The following is a 14530-nucleotide window of genomic DNA, read 5'->3' as shown; positions in this document are numbered from 1 at the left end:
TTGCTGATCCTGTTTCTGGTCTGTCATGGCTTAGCCCTCACAATTGATCCCTGAATTGTGAATACGCGGACCAGATAATGGTTCCTCAATAAACCCACTGGATCAGGTCTCTTCCTGCTTGTAAATACGGAACCCCCGCGCCTGATAGTTACTCAGCGCAGCAGGATGATCCAACGTGCAGGTATGCACCCAAACCCGCTCTGTACCCTGCCACGCCCACGCGGATTGAATAGCGTGACTCAACAGCGCCCCACCAAAGCCACACCCCAGGAACTGAGGCGCCAGACCGAAGTAGCGGATTTCACTGTTCCGCCCATCCGGCCGGTAAAGCTCGTAATAGCCCGCTATCGCACCCCGGTGATAGGCAACCCAAGTACGGTGACCTTCCTGCTCAACGAGCGCCTGCCAATCCGACAGCGTCCACACATCAAGATCGCCCCATTCCCAAGCCGTGCCCACCAACTGGTAGAGAAACCGATTGAGTTCCGGCTGAGGCACTTCACATTCGATGATGTGAAGGTCATGAGGCTAAGGCTTTGCCTTCAGCTCTGAGGGCGAGGTCATTTCCAGGTAATACGTGATGCAAGACTGTTCCATTCAACGATCCTTACTGTTAATGGCAGGCGGACGGCTACGACAGATCGGGTCTGGAGCGTGGCCCTGTAGGAGCGAGTTCACTCGCGAAGAACCCAACATGGTCTACGGCAACGACTGCGCCAGTGTTCGCACTAAAGCCAGACGCATTGCATGAACATGAAATTCTGGCGTTTTGCCAGCTCTTTCAGCTACCCTGCGCGGCCAAATTGATTCAAATTGTAAGGGACTACGATGAAACACCTGCGCCAGTTGCTGGCGGCAGTGTTGCTCTGTGCAACCACTTTGCCCGCCATTGCCGCCAGCACCCCCGCGTCTGCGCCAAGCACCAGCGAACAACCGCACCAAACCGCCGAACAATGGCTGGCCACGCTCAAGCCCCAGCACGGCAACATCACCCTGCCCAGCGGCATCGCCAGCCTGCAACTCAACAACGAGTTCTACTACCTGTCGCCGGCCGACACCGAGCGCCTGCTGACCGAAGGCTGGGGCAACCCACCGGGCTTCAAGACCCTCGGCATGATCATCCCGACCGCCGTCAACCCACTGGCGGACAACGGCTGGGGCGTGATCATCAGCTACAAGAACGACGGCCACATTTCCGACGATGACGCCGCCAAGATCGACTACGCCGAACTGCTCGAGCAGATGAAGGCCGAAGACGAGGAAGACAACAAGGAGCGTCGTGAGCAAGGCTATGCGGGCCTGACCCTGTTGGGCTGGGCCGAGCCACCGAGCTACGACCAGGCGACCCACAAGATGTACTGGGCGCGCGAGTTGAAGGCCGAAGACGCCGACCAGACCACGCTGAACTACAGCATCCGTGTGCTGGGCCGCGAAGGCGTGCTGGAGCTCAACGCCGTGGCGGCGATGGCCGACCTGCAGACCATCAAGCACGAAACGCCGAAGATCCTCGCCTTTACCAACTTCACCGACGGCAACCGCTACGCCGACTACGACGCCAAGACCGACAAGCTGGCGCCATACGACCTAGCCGCCCTGGTCGCCGGAGGCATCGCCGCCAAGGCGGGGCTGTTTGCCAAGATTGGTGTTGCCTTGCTGGCGTTCAAGAAGTTCATCGTCTTGGGCTTGTTGGCTATTGCCGGCTTCTTCCGCAAGCTGTTCAAGCGCAAGCAAGCCTGACGCTGGCCTGGCTCACCCTTGCTGGGTGGGCCACGGCCGCGATTGTTCGAGTCGGTTTATGGGGCTGAGCAGTCACATATTGTTACGCCATCAGGCTAATAAAATCAGATTTAGCCCCTTCCTTGTAGGACCTTTCCCAAAGATACTGCCGACGTCCATTTTTCGTTGCACATGGTCAACGTGGAACCTAGTCTCGGCCAGTCGCTGCCAATTCAGCGATCGGTTTTGACAGACCGTAGACGTTGTCCTCATGTGCTCACTTTTATGGTGGCTGTACGTGCGGGCACCTCTGGTGCGCCGAGTGCCAACGTCTCGGTCTGTCAACCCGCGTACAGCTGCCACCTCATTGTTTGACAGCAAGGCTGTGGTAGCTCCACTTTTACGTTGGAGTTCGACCATGCTCAAGATCGTTCCCGATCCACCCCATAATCTCCACTCCCTTGAAGACACGCTGATGATGGCGGCTGACTACGCGCTTTGCGCAGAAGTCGTTGCCCAGCAAGCAATGCTGATGCAGCCCAAGTCCCCCGTGTCGCTGTTGATCATGACGTCAATGCACGAACTCGAAACCCTGCGCAAATTGCTCGAATCGGCACTGGTTCAAATCCAGAAACCAGCCGACCCGCAGACGCTGCATTAATTCGCATCATGATCCTGCCTGGACTGACGCGTTCGTCTTCGGGTCCCCAGCTTGCGAGCGATCGGGCCAGCCCAGGCAGCTAAAACTTCAGGGAGATCAACCAATGGCCACAGAAGAAACCAAATTCACACCCGGCAAAACCACCTTCTTCGAAGGTGATAACCAGACCCATCCCCTCTTCCGCATCGAACCCGGCATCCCTTGCCAAAGCGCCCGCGAACAGGCCTCCGAACTGATGGGCTACGTCCGCGACCTGACCATCGACGGCCTGATGGAAGACAAACCCCAGCTGCTATGGGCCTCGCACTACCTCAGCGCCCTGGCCAAGGCCCTGCTCGATGATGCCGAACTAGGCATGATGAAAGACTGAACCGTCAGCATCGGCGCCATCCAGTGTAGGAGCGGCCTTGCCGGGGCGCCGGACCGGTCGGAAAGGGCCGCAACGCGGCCCCAACAATCCAAGCCCCAGCGCCGATTCCAAGAGATTTCACAGATGCCCAGAAACCACACCCCAAGTAGTGGGAGCGACAACATTCCGACCCCAAGCTACAAACCATCCCAACAACTGATCACCGCAATCCCCGGAATACCCACCGCCCAAGCAAAAGAACAAGCCGCGAGACTGTTGGACGGCGCGCGCTACCTCAACCACACCGGCATCATGCTGGGCGACCACCGCAGAGTCGCTGCCTCCCACTACCTCAACATGATGGTTCGCGCCCTGTTTGATGAACTCGAACACAGCCGCCCCCAGGCCCGATCCCCAGCTGGCCGGTAGTCACACCGACCCAGTTCCGCCACAATCAGTCACTCAGTTCAAACTGGGACGCACCGGATGCTCACCACCCTCGCCATCGGCAACTACCGCTCGATCAATCACCTTGTGTTGCCACTAGGCCAACTCAACCTCGTGACGGGTGCCAACGGTAGCGGCAAATCCAATCTCTACAAGGCCCTTCGCCTGCTCGCCGAAACCGCCCAGGGCGGCGTGATCGAAGCACTTGCCCGTGAAGGCGGACTGGATTCGACCTGGTGGGCCGGGCCTGAGATGAGCGCACGCATGAAGCGCGGTGAAGTGCCCATCCAAGGCCAGCATCCAAGCGACGTCAAACGCCTGCGCTTGGGTTTTGCCACCGAGGACTTCGGCTTTGCCATCTCCCTCGGCCTTCCGATTCCCCTACCCTATCCCACTGCATTCATGCTCGACCCCGAGATTAAATCTGAAGCCATCTGGGGGGCTGGAGCCTACCGACCCTCTTCCTTATTGGTAGAGCGCAAGAACGCCATGGTGCGCGCCCGCGAGGGCAACAGCTGGACGGTGCTCGATCAGCATGCCGATAGTTGTGAGAGCTTTTTCAACATCGTTGGACGCCCACGCCAGGCCCCAGAGATCAGCGAGCTGCGGGCGTTCATCAACAGCTGGCGGTTCTACGATCACTTCCGCATCGACCGCGATGCACCCTGCCGTCAGCCCCAGCTGGGCACTCGCTCGCCAGTGCTGCACCACGATGGCCGCAACCTCGCTTCAGCGCTGCAGACCATTATCGAGATTGGTGAGGTGGAAGACCTCGTTGCCGCGCTGGAGGATGCATTCCCCGGCAGCCGCCTGGAGATCGACGCGCCACCGGGCGGCCTGTTCAGCGTGCGGTTGTACCAGCAAGGGCTGCTGCGACCGCTGGGCGGTGCCGAGTTGTCGGATGGGACCTTGCGTTACCTGTTGCTGATGGCCGCGCTGCTGACGCCACGGCCGCCGTCGTTGATGGTGCTCAACGAACCGGAGACCAGCTTGCATGCCGACCTGCTTCCGGCGCTGGCGCGGCTGATCATCCGTGCTTCGCAGCGTAGCCAGGTGTGGGTGGTGTCGCATAGCAGGCCGCTGATTGAGGCGTTGACGGCTTGTGAGGGGTGCAATGTGCTGGAGCTGGAGAAGCACCAGGGGCAGACGCAATTGCGCGGGGTTGGGTTGCTGGATGAGCCGTTGTGGCGGTGGGTGGACTGATCAGCGAAATGGTGGCGGGCTGGGGCTGGATGTCCCAAGCCTGCCCCATCGCGACTGCTATGATCCGGAGCACGGAAATGCGCTCAAGGCTCGAAGACCCATCGCCCGCGCACCATTCCTTTCAGTTCATCAATGCTGAGAGTCGAATCCCGCTTACGGTGGACGACTGCGTGACAGTTGGCGCACAGCGTTACGAGATCAGTTTCGGGATCCACAGCTTTCTCGCCACCGAACTCCGAAATCGGTACTACATGGTGAACATGAATGTAGCCCTTCGCGTGTTCACCATAGGCCTGTTCGAAATCAAATCCGCATCCTTTGCAGTCAAGACCGTGGATAGCAATGGCCTTGATCCTCAGATCTTTTCGGCGTTCGTAGCGAGTTCCAAAGTAGCTAGATTTGCTGCCTTCATTGGACGACTCGAAGGTGAATGGATCGCCTTCCACATTCGGCACATCGGCTTCTGCTTGCGGAGGCTGGAGCTTCGCATGGCTTAAAATGGCATCGAAATCGGCTTGGGATATGGGCCGAACCCCGTCACGCCAATAGTTTTTTACGCGGGTGGCAGGAATGGTCTCCAGGTACACCCCACCAATCTTCGAAGGGACAGCATCTTCAAACTGAGCGAAGTTTTCGATCAGCGCGTAAAGATCGCCCTTATCACTACCAGGATCCGCGTAAACCTTACCGATGCGTGCCGTACCAAAATAATGCGGGCCATCGCTCAGCCGTACAGAGGAAAACGCTTTGTTTTTTATACGTCCTTTGTAATAGATGACTCCGGTGCCCGGAATGAGTAACGCTTGGTAGCGTTTGGGGAAGTGGTAAACGGCGCCGGTTTCGTCTTCCCATTGCGACGTGTCATTTTCCACTATGACGACGGACATTACGTTTTCCTCTCGATTGATGGCGAAAGCCTACCAAAAAAGAGGAAATTTCCTACAGAATTTGAAAATAATGGACGGCCACACAGGGCGTTAGTTTATCCTGTGGCAATTCATAGCTCAGACTGCAGCCGACCGTATGAAATTCAGAGAGGACAATGCTGGTCTCTGCTACCTACAGTGCGGTTACGCAGAGCAACCTCGTCGGACGCCGGTTCAAATCCCCCCGGCTCCACCAAATGATCAATCAAAGACGTCCACGGACGTCTTTTTTTGTGCCTGAAACTCAGCAAATACGGGGCTTTCAGCGCCATGGCGATCCAATAGCGTCCAGCAGCATCTATGTTTTCGTGTATTCCACGTGGTATTCCAAGCACTCAGCTGGTATTTTTTGGAATACACAACCAGCTTTGGAATACATCATGGGTGCCCAAGCTACTCGCCTCTCTGACCTCAAAGTCAAAACCGCCAAGCCTAGTGAAAAGGACTACACACTAACTGATGGCAACGGCCTCCAGATGCGAGTGAGAAGCAATGGCTCTAAGCTGTGGAATTTTAACTATATCCATCCCGTAACGAAGAAACGGATAAACATGGGTCTAGGAACTTTCCCTGAAGTGAGCCTGGCTCAGGCGCGCAAGCGAACCGTCGAGGCTAGGGAGCTTGTTGCCCAAGGAGTCGATCCGAAGGAACAGCGCAACGCTAACCGTCAGGCGAAAAAAGCCGCGACCGAACATACCTTTCAGAACATCGCGACGGCTTGGTATGAGCTGAAAAAGGACTCGGTGACACAGGCCTACGCTGAGGACATCTGGCGCTCCCTCACGCTACACATCTTCCCTGATTTGGGCACCACTCCGATCTCAGCCATCAACGCCCCTCAGGTTATCAACTTGCTCCGACCACTCGAAACCAAGGGCAGCCTTGAGACTGTGAAGCGGCTGACGCAGCGACTCAACGAGATCATGACCTACGGGGTCAACTCGGGACTGATTCACGCGAACCCCCTTAGCGGCATCCGCTCCGTCTTCAAGAAACCGAAAAAGAAAAACATGCCGGCACTACCCCCCGATGAGCTGAAAGAGCTCATGGTGGCAATAGCCAATGCCAGCATAAAAAGAACAACCCGCTGCCTGATCGAATGGCAGCTCCACACCATGACTCGACCAATCGAGGCAGCAACCACCCGCTGGGCAGATATCGACATCGAGAAGAAGATCTGGACGATCCCTGCGGAGCGTATGAAGAAGCGCCGCACGCACATTGTCCCGCTCACGGAGCAGGCTCTCGCGCTCCTGGAAGCTATCAAACCTTACAGTGGACATCGGGAGTATGTGTTCCCCGCAGACCGAAACCCCCGCACCCACTGCAACAGCCAGACCGCCAACATGGCGCTGAAACGAATGGGCTTCGAGGGACGCCTGGTCAGCCACGGCATGCGCTCGATGGGTAGCACCATCCTCAACGAGCATGGCTGGGATCCCGAGTTGATCGAGGTAGCACTGGCCCACGTCGATAAAGACGAGGTTCGCAGTGCCTACAACCGTGCGGACTACATCGAGCGGAGACGCCCGATGATGACCTGGTGGAGTGAGCACATCCAGGGAGCAGCAACGGGCAATCTGTCGGTATCAGCTATCCAGGAGAATAGGGACAAAAAAGTCGTTTCGATACGTTGACCAACAAACACTGCCCAAAAGTAGTCGTTTGCAATAGACAAATAACTACTATTCGCAGACATTTGCACGGAATACGGATGTGCCGGATTTAGCCCGATAGCACGCCGCTATTGGAGACCCGTCATTTCTTTAAGGACCCTCTACATCAGGGTTGACCGGCGCACCTTTGTTACCTATCGGATTAGCTAAGGTATTGTCTCTACCTCGTCTATGGTAAACCAGTTGCTTTCCTTGATTCTATCAAGTGCCGCTGCTGGGTCGGACGACCAGAGCACCAGGGCAAGCGACTCCTGAGCGCGGCTGCAGGTTACGTAAAACAACCGCAAGGTGCGGTCGATAGTCGTTTCTTTGCCCTGCTCTGCGTTCTCTTTGTCCCGCTTGCTAAGCTCCACACCACCAAAAATCTTGTCGTAGGAAATAAGGAAACCACCAGCAAGAGCATCATCCATAACAACCATGACGTGCATAAACTCAGAACCTTTCACCACCTGATGCGTTGCAAGAACTGAATTCCCGGCGAGGTAAGTTCGGTAAAGTCTGAGTTGACTCCAAGGTGCGGCGAACAGCGCACACCACCCACGCCGCATCCTGGCCTGTTTGGATTCCTCTTCCCCCCGGCCCGGTGCCGGAAGAGGTGGCGACTTGTCCGCATATGCTTCCGAGAGGCGATGATCGACTTCAAATAAGTGTGCGCTCAAGACTGGTGCGAGCACTTCTGCAATAGTTGAGTTTGAATTGCCGCAGGCGGTGGCAAATGCAGTGATGGCATTCAGCATCTCCTCCACGCGACTCGCTCGTGAGACACATTCCTCCGGTAGGTTGTCGAGGCGTCCATACCGACGAAATACCTCTGTGACCTTTAACTCGTTTACGGCACCGTCAATATCTACGCATGCTTCAAGCTGAGCAAGCTCGTTTAGGAGAAGGCGCTGATCGAACTTGCGCTCGCCAAGCTGCAGGCCAGTGAGCGCCAGGAGGTGATGACATGAGCGCGCTTCCCGAGGCCGAGAAGGCCACTACCGCAGATGTGACGAGCTTCATCACGAACCAGAATCCGCCCATGGACTTGTTCCACATCAGCCCTGGCGTGCCCTGCGACTATGCCCTGGAACAGGCCTCGACCCTGTTGGGGTGCGTGCACAAGCTGATCCTCGCGGGGGCTGTGGATGAAGATGGCGACATGATCTGGGCCGCCTATTACCTGAGTGGGCTTGCCCAGGCGATTCTCGCGGATGTGGAGGCTGGGCGGATGCGGAACAAGCGGGAGAAGACTGTTCTGAAGGCCTAGAAATCCTGTGGGGAGTCCACTCAGCCCGCTGGGCTGCGCGATCGGGCGCGTAGCGGCCGTAGATGGCATGCCGGGTGCGATAGCCGCGGATATCCCCCCGGCTGATTGGTAAGCCGTGGGCGCAGCGGCGCACCTTGCGCCGGTGCGCGCGCTCACGCCAGTCAGAAGCTGTAGTTGAAACGCCTCATCACATTGCGCGGTGCCGTGAACACCGTACAGACCGGTTTAGCTGTAGTACTGCGAGGCGGCTTACTCAGCAACCGCGGCGGTCACGATGATCTCGACCAGCACATCCGGCGCGCCCATGTCGCACTGGGCGGTGGCGCGCGTGGGGGCGCAACCCGGTGCGGTCCAGGCGTTCCAGACCTCATTCATGCTGTCGAAGTCACGGGCCAGGTCTTTGATCCAGATTTGCGCTGTCAGCACCCGGCTTTTGTCTGAGCCCGCCTTCTCAAGATAAGCTTCAATTTTCGCCAATGTATCGCGTGTTTGGCCGGCGATATCTTGAGTGCGGTCATCGGCGGTCATCCCGCCGACATAAATCACACCATTATAAATAACGACCCGGCTACGGCGCGGGTCAGTTTCGATGCGAACGATATCACTCATATAGGCTCCTGGATTTTAGTATGAAGAACGGGCGAACTAATGTGTAAGTTCGCCCAGTAAAATAGGTTTGATAGGGGCGCGAACGCGGTAGTGGCCGACCTCGTTAGGATCGACGTTGCGCGTTTTCGCGATAATTTCGGTGACGGTTAAACCGCAGAAACGTCCTTGGCATGGCCCCATGCCGCAGCGGCCAAATGCCTTGGTTTGATTCGGCCCATGGCAGCCCAACGCTACATAGCTGCGAATCTGCCCAGCAGTCACTTCCTCGCAGCGGCACACCAGCACGTTATCGTCTGCGGGAATTCTATTTTCCTCTTGGGGGCGATAAAGAACATCCAGGAACTTTCTGATGCTCGTAGCGTTTTCCAACTGCTGAGCCAGTCCGGCCAGTTGATGTCCCAAGCCCTGCAAACTTCCAAGCTGCGCCCCAATTGCCAAGGCCGCCAAGCGTCCCTGTACAGCAGATGCCTTGGCGCCGACGATGCCTCGGCTATCACCGGCGACGTAGATCACGGTGTCGCCCAGGCGTCCATGCTCATCGGTATGCGGCAACCAGCAAAGTTGCTCGGGGCTCCAATAGTGCGCGGCGCCCGTCGAGAGGCTGAGTTGCGCATTCGGGACCACCCCTTGATGCAGTAACACCAGAGAAGACGCGACGGACGTGCGCTGCCCGCGATGTTTGAATTGAATGCCTTGGGCCGCATGGTCCCCCACGATTGCCAGGTCGGTAGCGCCCGAGTAAACCTTGACCCCGTGACGCTTGATCGACGCGAGCAGCTTCATGCCCTTGGCAAGATCACGCCAGCCTTTGAGCGCACCAGCCGCTTCGCGCAACGCCCGGACATAAGCCGACTGTGGTGTGGTGTCCACCAACGCCTTGATCGCCACGCCTGCCCTGAGGTATTGCCAAGCCAAGAGGTAGAGCAGCGGACCGCAACCGGCGAGGACAACGGGCTCGGTAGGCAGTGCACCAGCCCCTTTGAGCATGATCTGACCGGCACCCGCGCCCATTACACCAGGTAACGTCCAGCCTTTGATGGGGAATGGTCGCTCCATGGCGCCGCTGGCCAGTACGACATACTTGCCGACGATGTCTTCATTATGGCCATTGGCGATGTAATTGATTTCCCCCGAAGCGGCCACGTTCCAGACCACCGCACCGGTGATGTGGATAGCACCGCTGGCTTTGAATTCACGAGCAAGGGCTCGGCCTGCGACGTAATCCGCGCCGAGGATGTGTTGTATGGCTTCAGGAGCGGACTCGATCCGCCGATAGATCTGGCCGCCGAGTGCTGGTTGCTCGTCCAGCACGACCACCGTCAACCCCTGGGCGCGTGCCTGGCAGGCTGCGGCCATTCCAGCTGGGCCGGCACCGACGACCACCAGGTCTACCGGGACATTATTCATGGCACCCTCCCATTTCGCCGAGGTCCAGTGCCACAGCGCCGAGTTGACGCTTGATATGCATGCCGTCGCGCACCGGGACCATGCAACTTTGCCGTGCGGGTACGCCGTCGATTTCAACGAGGCATTCAAAGCAAACACCCATCATGCAGTACGGAGCGCGGGAAACATTACCGACGATACTGGAGCGGAAATCACGGGCGCCTTGGGTCAGCAACGCGGCAGCCACACTGATGCCCTCGGCGACGCGCAATTCTTGCCCCTCGAATGTGATTTTTACCGTCCGCCCAGCAGGCGCGTTCGAAACAGAAAAAAGCGGCTTAGTGGTCATGGGTAAAACTCGCGTTGGGGTCTAGGAATCTGTCGCTGTGGAACCCTTCGAAGTTCGGGGGTGAGGGTGTTATGCCCCCGACCCAGGGCCCGATGACGTAGGCGTGGATTGCCGCCAGTGTCACGCCGCTATGACAAATAACGGCATAGGCCCCTGGGCACGTCGTCGAACTCTGGTACACCGGGTAGCCGTCGGGGGTTAAAGGCCGAATGGCGCCCCATGCTCGAACGAGCCTCACATCCTTGAGGGCGGGAAACGTATCTACAGCCCGTTCGGCGAGCCAGCTGATCTTGTCAGGTGTCGTGCGATCATCCAGACCGACATCTTCTGAAGTCGAGCCGATCTGCACCGACCCTTCCTTGGTCTGCCGCGCCTTGTTCGTCGGGTAGGGGATAAACGGCTTGAGCCGCTCGGTGATCAGCACTTGCCCGCGCGTCGGGCGGGTTGGGGCATGCAACCCCACTTGCGATGCCAACTCGGAGATCCCGATACCGGCGGCGAGTACGAGCCTGTCGCTGTTCCAGGATTGGCCATCCCGGGAACGCGCCGTGAATTTACCGGTACCGGGGTCCTGCGAGACCGCAACAACGTCAACGCCAGAAATGATATCTGCCCCCTTCATTTTCAGACCCGCATGCAGTGCCCTGAGCAGCATCAAGGGGTTGGCGTGGCCATCATGAGTACCGAAGCTTCCGCCGACGACCTTGGGGCCTAGCCCAGGCAAATGCTGCTTCAGCTCTGCAGGGCCCATCATTTGATAGGGGATATCACCCACTGCTTTGTTGATTTTCTCAAGCAAGTCCGCCCGCGCTTGTACCTCTTTTTCGCTGAACCCAAGCCAGAAGCCGCCCGTTTGCTCAAGCCCCGTATCGACACCCGTCAGGCTGAGCAATTCCCGGTGCAGTTCCGGCCACTGTCTTACGGCATCGCGCGTCCATTGCGCATAGCGGGGCATCCCACCACCTTTGCTCGATAACCAGACCAGGCCAAAATTTCCCCGAGAGGCGCGTAATGCGGCATCCCCTTGGTCGAGGACGGTGACCTTAAGGCCCCTGCGCGCGGCACCGTAGCCAATTGCCGCGCCGACGAGTCCACCGCCCACTACGATCATGTGTTCTTTGCTCATACTTCACCTCCGCAACTGTGCGGCAGCTCTTGAAAAAAGGGCGAGCGGCTCCTCGCTGCCAAAGTCTTTGGAAGCGAAAAGTGCACCTGGGCCTATTTTTTACCGATTAATACTTTGTCCAAACCGACAATACGGTCTAGCAAAAACATGAGGATCATCGTTCCCACAATCATTACCGTGGAAACCGAAGTCGTCACCGGGTCGGTCATCAATGCGATCCGTTCATACAGGGCAACCGGAAGTGTCGTAGTACCCGGGGTGGAGACGAATATCGTCATGGTGACTTCATCGAAACTTTGAATGAAGGCCAATAACCAACCGCCGGCCACGCCTGGGAGAATCAAGGGAAACAACACTTTCCAAAAGGACACATATTTAGAGGCGCCGAGTGAGCGTGCCGCCAGTTCCGCATCGCGATCAATCCCGATGACAGCCGCCAGGGTAAGCCGCAGTGAGTAAGGCGTGACGATCAATGCATGCACCAATAACAGCCCGATGAACGAACCCGAAATCCCCGCCACTGAAAAGAACCTGAGAAACGCTACACCAAGCACGACATGAGGAATCATCAAGGGGGAGAGAATCAATGATGTAAGTGCTTCGCGTCCGGCGAAACGGTATTTGGCAATAGCTATCGCGGCGGGTACCGCGACAATGGACGCAATCGTCGCCGCGCCAAGCCCCAGCCACACCGAGAGCCAAAACGCATTGATCAACTCCGGGGCGTCCCAAATGGCTTTGTACCACCGCCACGAGGCGCCGTCGAAAGGCATCGATATATAGCCCTTGTCTGAGAAAGAGACCAATACAATGATCAACAGCGGCGCCACAATGAAACTGACGAACAGTGTGTGGAAGAGTATTGCAAAGGGTCCGTTACTTTCCAGGCTGCGATCACTCATACGAACACCTGCTTGAATTTTCGCTCGATCAATCGATTGCTGCCGATCACCACGAAGACAATGGCAATAAGCAAGAGCACCGCAATGGAAGCGCCCAATGGCCAGTTCATCGTGGAGAGAAATTCATCGTAGATCGCCGTGGTGACGACTTTGACGCCGCGACCGCCGATCATCGCCGGCGTGGCGAAGGCCGAGGCAGACAAGGTAAAGACGATGATCCCGCCAGACAAAATACCCGGCATCAGCTGCGGCAGCACAACGCGCCTGAAGGTGGTCACCGGGCCGGCCCCGAGGGAGCGGGCCGCATGGGCAATCTGGCCATCGACTTTTTGCAGCGTGCTCCATACCGAGATCACCATGAAAGGCATCATCACATGGGTCAGGGCAATCACTACCCCGGTCAGGGTAAACATGAGCTGTAGTGGCTGGTCGATCAGACCGAGTGCCATCAGCGCTGAGTTGATAAAACCTTCACGTCCCAACAACAGCGACCATCCCAACGTCCGTACCACCACGGAAATGAGTAACGGGCCGAGTATCACGACGAAAAAGCCACCTTGCCATGCGGGCCGCATGCGCGAAAGGATCAGCGTTTCAGGAACGCCAATGGCAATGCAGACGGCGGTGACGCCCAGTGACATCAAAGCGGTACGGGCAAACAGCTCGTAATAGAAACTGTCGCTGAGTACCTCCAGGTAACTGGCCAAGGTATAACTGTTTTGAGTGCCACTCATGGCGTCGAACACATTGAATGAAAGCATGCCAGTCAATGCGATGGGTACGACGAGCAACCCTAGAAACAACAGGAGCGCGGGCAGCGAGAGTACCCACTGAGCACCATTGGCGCGGTAGGTAGTGTCAGCCATGGGCGGCCTCCGCGGATACGACCTGCAGGTCGCCGTCGCCCCAACCGATGCCGACCGTTTCGCCTTCTTGAGGCTGGCGCTCGCCATTGTTCGGTGCTGTCATCTTCAACGCGCCCAAGGCGCTTTCGATTTCGTAATACCACAGGCCACCGAGGAACAAACGTGATGCAATACGCCCCTCGGCTTTCCCAACGCCGGGCGGGGTGAAGCGGATGCGCTCAGGCCGGATGAACAGCATGGCGTCGTCGCCCACCTTGAGCTGCTGCCGGTTCGCGGGCACGACGATGCCGTCCAGGTGGACCAATGCCTGTCCCTGGGAGATGGACTTCACCTTGCCCATGAGAATATTGGTCTGACCCAGGAAGCGCATGGCGAAGCTGGAGGTGGGCTGGTCGTAGACATCTTGAGGCTTACCCAGCTCTGCGATGCAACCGTCGGCCATCACAGCGATTCGGTCGCTCATTGTCATGGCTTCGACTTGGTCATGGGTGACCAAGATAGTAGTAATGCCGAGCCGGCGCTGGAGCGCCCGGAGCTCAACATGCATTTCACCCCTGAGCTTAGCGTCGAGGTTCGACATAGGCTCATCGAGCAGCAAGACACTCGGACGGATCGTCAAAACCCGTGCGATAGCGACACGCTGCCGTTGGCCACCGGACAACTCCCGTGGATAACGCGCCCCGAGCCCCGACAGACGGACCATCGCGAGCGCTTCTTCGACACGCGTCGCCAGCTCTTGTTTAGGCACTTTGCGCATCTGCAACCCGAAGCCGACGTTTTCGGCAACGGTCATATGCGGGAACAGTGCATAGCTTTGGAATACGATGCCCATGTCACGTTTTTCAGGCAGCATGCTGGTGATGTCGTTGCCACCGAGATGGACAGAACCCGTGGTAGGGGAAATAAATCCCGCGACCATCTGAAGTGTCGTCGTTTTTCCGCATCCCGAGCCACCCAGCAGCGAGATGAACTCACCGCTCTTAACCTCTAGGTCCAAGTTGCGCACAGCGGTAAAGCCGCCCGAATAGGTTTTCGAGAGCCCTCGGATAATCAAATTACTCATGG

General features: G+C 57.5%; 17 protein-coding genes. 7 read left to right on the top strand and 10 right to left on the bottom strand.

Annotation, left to right across the window (positions count from 1 at the left end):
• Positions 1-102: 102 nt before the first annotated feature.
• The gene (locus CQW31_RS11680) at positions 103-513 is read right to left on the bottom strand and encodes a GNAT family N-acetyltransferase (protein WP_256587395.1); all 411 of its coding nucleotides are present in this window, start codon (positions 511-513) and stop codon (positions 103-105) included.
• Between the two features lie 315 nt (positions 514-828).
• Between CQW31_RS11680 and CQW31_RS11675 the strand changes: the two genes are divergently transcribed.
• From CQW31_RS11675 to CQW31_RS11655, 5 genes are all read left to right on the top strand, one after another.
• A complete protein-coding gene (locus CQW31_RS11675) occupies positions 829-1737 on the top strand; it encodes a DUF2167 domain-containing protein (RefSeq protein WP_099814513.1) in 909 nt (302 codons plus the stop codon).
• A gap of 397 nt (positions 1738-2134) precedes the next feature.
• Positions 2135-2377 carry a hypothetical protein gene (locus CQW31_RS11670; RefSeq protein ID WP_060513428.1) on the top strand — a complete coding sequence of 81 codons (243 nt, stop codon included), beginning with the start codon at positions 2135-2137 and terminating at the stop codon, positions 2375-2377.
• Between the two features lie 103 nt (positions 2378-2480).
• Complete coding sequence (locus CQW31_RS11665) at positions 2481-2747, top strand: DUF3077 domain-containing protein (protein WP_099814512.1); 267 nt, start codon at positions 2481-2483, stop codon at positions 2745-2747.
• A gap of 123 nt (positions 2748-2870) precedes the next feature.
• On the top strand, positions 2871-3155 hold the full coding sequence (locus CQW31_RS32140; RefSeq protein WP_099814511.1) for a DUF3077 domain-containing protein: 285 nt from the start codon (positions 2871-2873) through the stop codon (positions 3153-3155).
• A gap of 57 nt (positions 3156-3212) precedes the next feature.
• On the top strand, positions 3213-4376 hold the full coding sequence (locus CQW31_RS11655; RefSeq protein WP_099814510.1) for an AAA family ATPase: 1164 nt from the start codon (positions 3213-3215) through the stop codon (positions 4374-4376).
• Positions 4377-4459: 83 nt separating this feature from the next.
• On the opposite strand, the gene CQW31_RS11650 is transcribed toward CQW31_RS11655, so the two are convergent.
• Positions 4460-5263, bottom strand: a complete 804-nt coding sequence (locus tag CQW31_RS11650; protein WP_099814509.1) for an HNH endonuclease — start codon at positions 5261-5263, stop codon at positions 4460-4462.
• A 419-nt stretch (positions 5264-5682) separates the two neighbouring features.
• Between CQW31_RS11650 and CQW31_RS11645 the strand changes: the two genes are divergently transcribed.
• Positions 5683-6939 (top strand): integrase domain-containing protein, encoded by a 1257-nt coding sequence (locus CQW31_RS11645; protein ID WP_009685259.1) that lies wholly within the window; start codon positions 5683-5685, stop codon positions 6937-6939.
• A 185-nt stretch (positions 6940-7124) separates the two neighbouring features.
• On the opposite strand, the gene CQW31_RS31620 is transcribed toward CQW31_RS11645, so the two are convergent.
• Entirely contained in the window at positions 7125-7724 is a 600-nt protein-coding gene (locus CQW31_RS31620; protein ID WP_225317809.1) for a hypothetical protein, read from the bottom strand.
• Positions 7725-7924: 200 nt separating this feature from the next.
• On the opposite strand from CQW31_RS31620, the gene CQW31_RS11635 reads away from it, so the two are divergent.
• Positions 7925-8227, top strand: a complete 303-nt coding sequence (locus tag CQW31_RS11635; protein WP_009681603.1) for a DUF3077 domain-containing protein — start codon at positions 7925-7927, stop codon at positions 8225-8227.
• Between the two features lie 249 nt (positions 8228-8476).
• Here the strand turns inward: CQW31_RS11635 and CQW31_RS11630 are convergent, their stop codons facing one another.
• The 7 genes from CQW31_RS11630 to CQW31_RS11600 all read right to left on the bottom strand — a co-directional run bounded on the left by CQW31_RS11630 (position 8477) and on the right by CQW31_RS11600 (position 14528).
• Positions 8477-8836 carry a RidA family protein gene (locus tag CQW31_RS11630; protein WP_009681604.1) on the bottom strand — a complete coding sequence of 120 codons (360 nt, stop codon included), beginning with the start codon at positions 8834-8836 and terminating at the stop codon, positions 8477-8479.
• Positions 8837-8872: 36 nt separating this feature from the next.
• Positions 8873-10243 (bottom strand): FAD-dependent oxidoreductase, encoded by a 1371-nt coding sequence (locus tag CQW31_RS11625; protein ID WP_009681605.1) that lies wholly within the window; start codon positions 10241-10243, stop codon positions 8873-8875.
• Entirely contained in the window at positions 10236-10571 is a 336-nt protein-coding gene (locus CQW31_RS11620) for a (2Fe-2S)-binding protein (RefSeq protein WP_009681606.1), read from the bottom strand. The genes CQW31_RS11625 and CQW31_RS11620 overlap by 8 nt, the downstream gene beginning before the upstream one ends.
• Positions 10561-11697 carry an FAD-binding oxidoreductase gene (locus CQW31_RS11615; RefSeq protein WP_034023886.1) on the bottom strand — a complete coding sequence of 379 codons (1137 nt, stop codon included), beginning with the start codon at positions 11695-11697 and terminating at the stop codon, positions 10561-10563. The genes CQW31_RS11620 and CQW31_RS11615 overlap by 11 nt, the downstream gene beginning before the upstream one ends.
• 92 nt (positions 11698-11789) lie before the next feature.
• Positions 11790-12584, bottom strand: a complete 795-nt coding sequence (locus tag CQW31_RS11610; protein WP_197844851.1) for an ABC transporter permease — start codon at positions 12582-12584, stop codon at positions 11790-11792.
• 11 nt (positions 12585-12595) lie between these two features.
• Positions 12596-13465 carry an ABC transporter permease gene (locus CQW31_RS11605; protein WP_009681609.1) on the bottom strand — a complete coding sequence of 290 codons (870 nt, stop codon included), beginning with the start codon at positions 13463-13465 and terminating at the stop codon, positions 12596-12598.
• The gene (locus CQW31_RS11600) at positions 13458-14528 is read right to left on the bottom strand and encodes an ABC transporter ATP-binding protein (RefSeq protein WP_009681610.1); all 1071 of its coding nucleotides are present in this window, start codon (positions 14526-14528) and stop codon (positions 13458-13460) included. Before CQW31_RS11600 ends, CQW31_RS11605 begins: the two co-directional genes overlap by 8 nt.
• Positions 14529-14530 lie beyond the last annotated feature (2 nt).

Origin of the sequence: Pseudomonas sp. 382 (assembly GCF_002759075.1) — a bacterium.
GTDB lineage: Bacteria > Pseudomonadota > Gammaproteobacteria > Pseudomonadales > Pseudomonadaceae > Aquipseudomonas > Aquipseudomonas vlassakiae.
Note: the sequence above shows the minus strand (reverse complement) of the source record. Positions and strands in the feature narration are given on the sequence as shown.

Excerpts from the sequence above, each read along its gene's own strand:
- CQW31_RS11675 (WP_099814513.1), top strand. The coding sequence starts at position 829 with ATGAAACACCTGCGCCAGTTGCTGGCGGCAGTGTTGCTCTGTGCAACC.
- CQW31_RS11670 (WP_060513428.1), top strand. The coding sequence starts at position 2,135 with ATGCTCAAGATCGTTCCCGATCCACCCCATAATCTCCACTCCCTTGAA.
- CQW31_RS11635 (WP_009681603.1), top strand. The coding sequence starts at position 7,925 with ATGAGCGCGCTTCCCGAGGCCGAGAAGGCCACTACCGCAGATGTGACG.
- CQW31_RS32140 (WP_099814511.1), top strand. The coding sequence starts at position 2,871 with ATGCCCAGAAACCACACCCCAAGTAGTGGGAGCGACAACATTCCGACC.
- CQW31_RS11615 (WP_034023886.1), bottom strand. The coding sequence starts at position 11,697 with ATGAGCAAAGAACACATGATCGTAGTGGGCGGTGGACTCGTCGGCGCG.
- CQW31_RS11645 (WP_009685259.1), top strand. The coding sequence starts at position 5,683 with ATGGGTGCCCAAGCTACTCGCCTCTCTGACCTCAAAGTCAAAACCGCC.
- CQW31_RS11620 (WP_009681606.1), bottom strand. The coding sequence starts at position 10,571 with ATGACCACTAAGCCGCTTTTTTCTGTTTCGAACGCGCCTGCTGGGCGG.
- CQW31_RS11650 (WP_099814509.1), bottom strand. The coding sequence starts at position 5,263 with ATGTCCGTCGTCATAGTGGAAAATGACACGTCGCAATGGGAAGACGAA.
- CQW31_RS11665 (WP_099814512.1), top strand. The coding sequence starts at position 2,481 with ATGGCCACAGAAGAAACCAAATTCACACCCGGCAAAACCACCTTCTTC.
- CQW31_RS11625 (WP_009681605.1), bottom strand. The coding sequence starts at position 10,243 with ATGAATAATGTCCCGGTAGACCTGGTGGTCGTCGGTGCCGGCCCAGCT.
- CQW31_RS11600 (WP_009681610.1), bottom strand. The coding sequence starts at position 14,528 with ATGAGTAATTTGATTATCCGAGGGCTCTCGAAAACCTATTCGGGCGGC.
- CQW31_RS11630 (WP_009681604.1), bottom strand. The coding sequence starts at position 8,836 with ATGAGTGATATCGTTCGCATCGAAACTGACCCGCGCCGTAGCCGGGTC.
- CQW31_RS11605 (WP_009681609.1), bottom strand. The coding sequence starts at position 13,465 with ATGGCTGACACTACCTACCGCGCCAATGGTGCTCAGTGGGTACTCTCG.
- CQW31_RS11655 (WP_099814510.1), top strand. The coding sequence starts at position 3,213 with ATGCTCACCACCCTCGCCATCGGCAACTACCGCTCGATCAATCACCTT.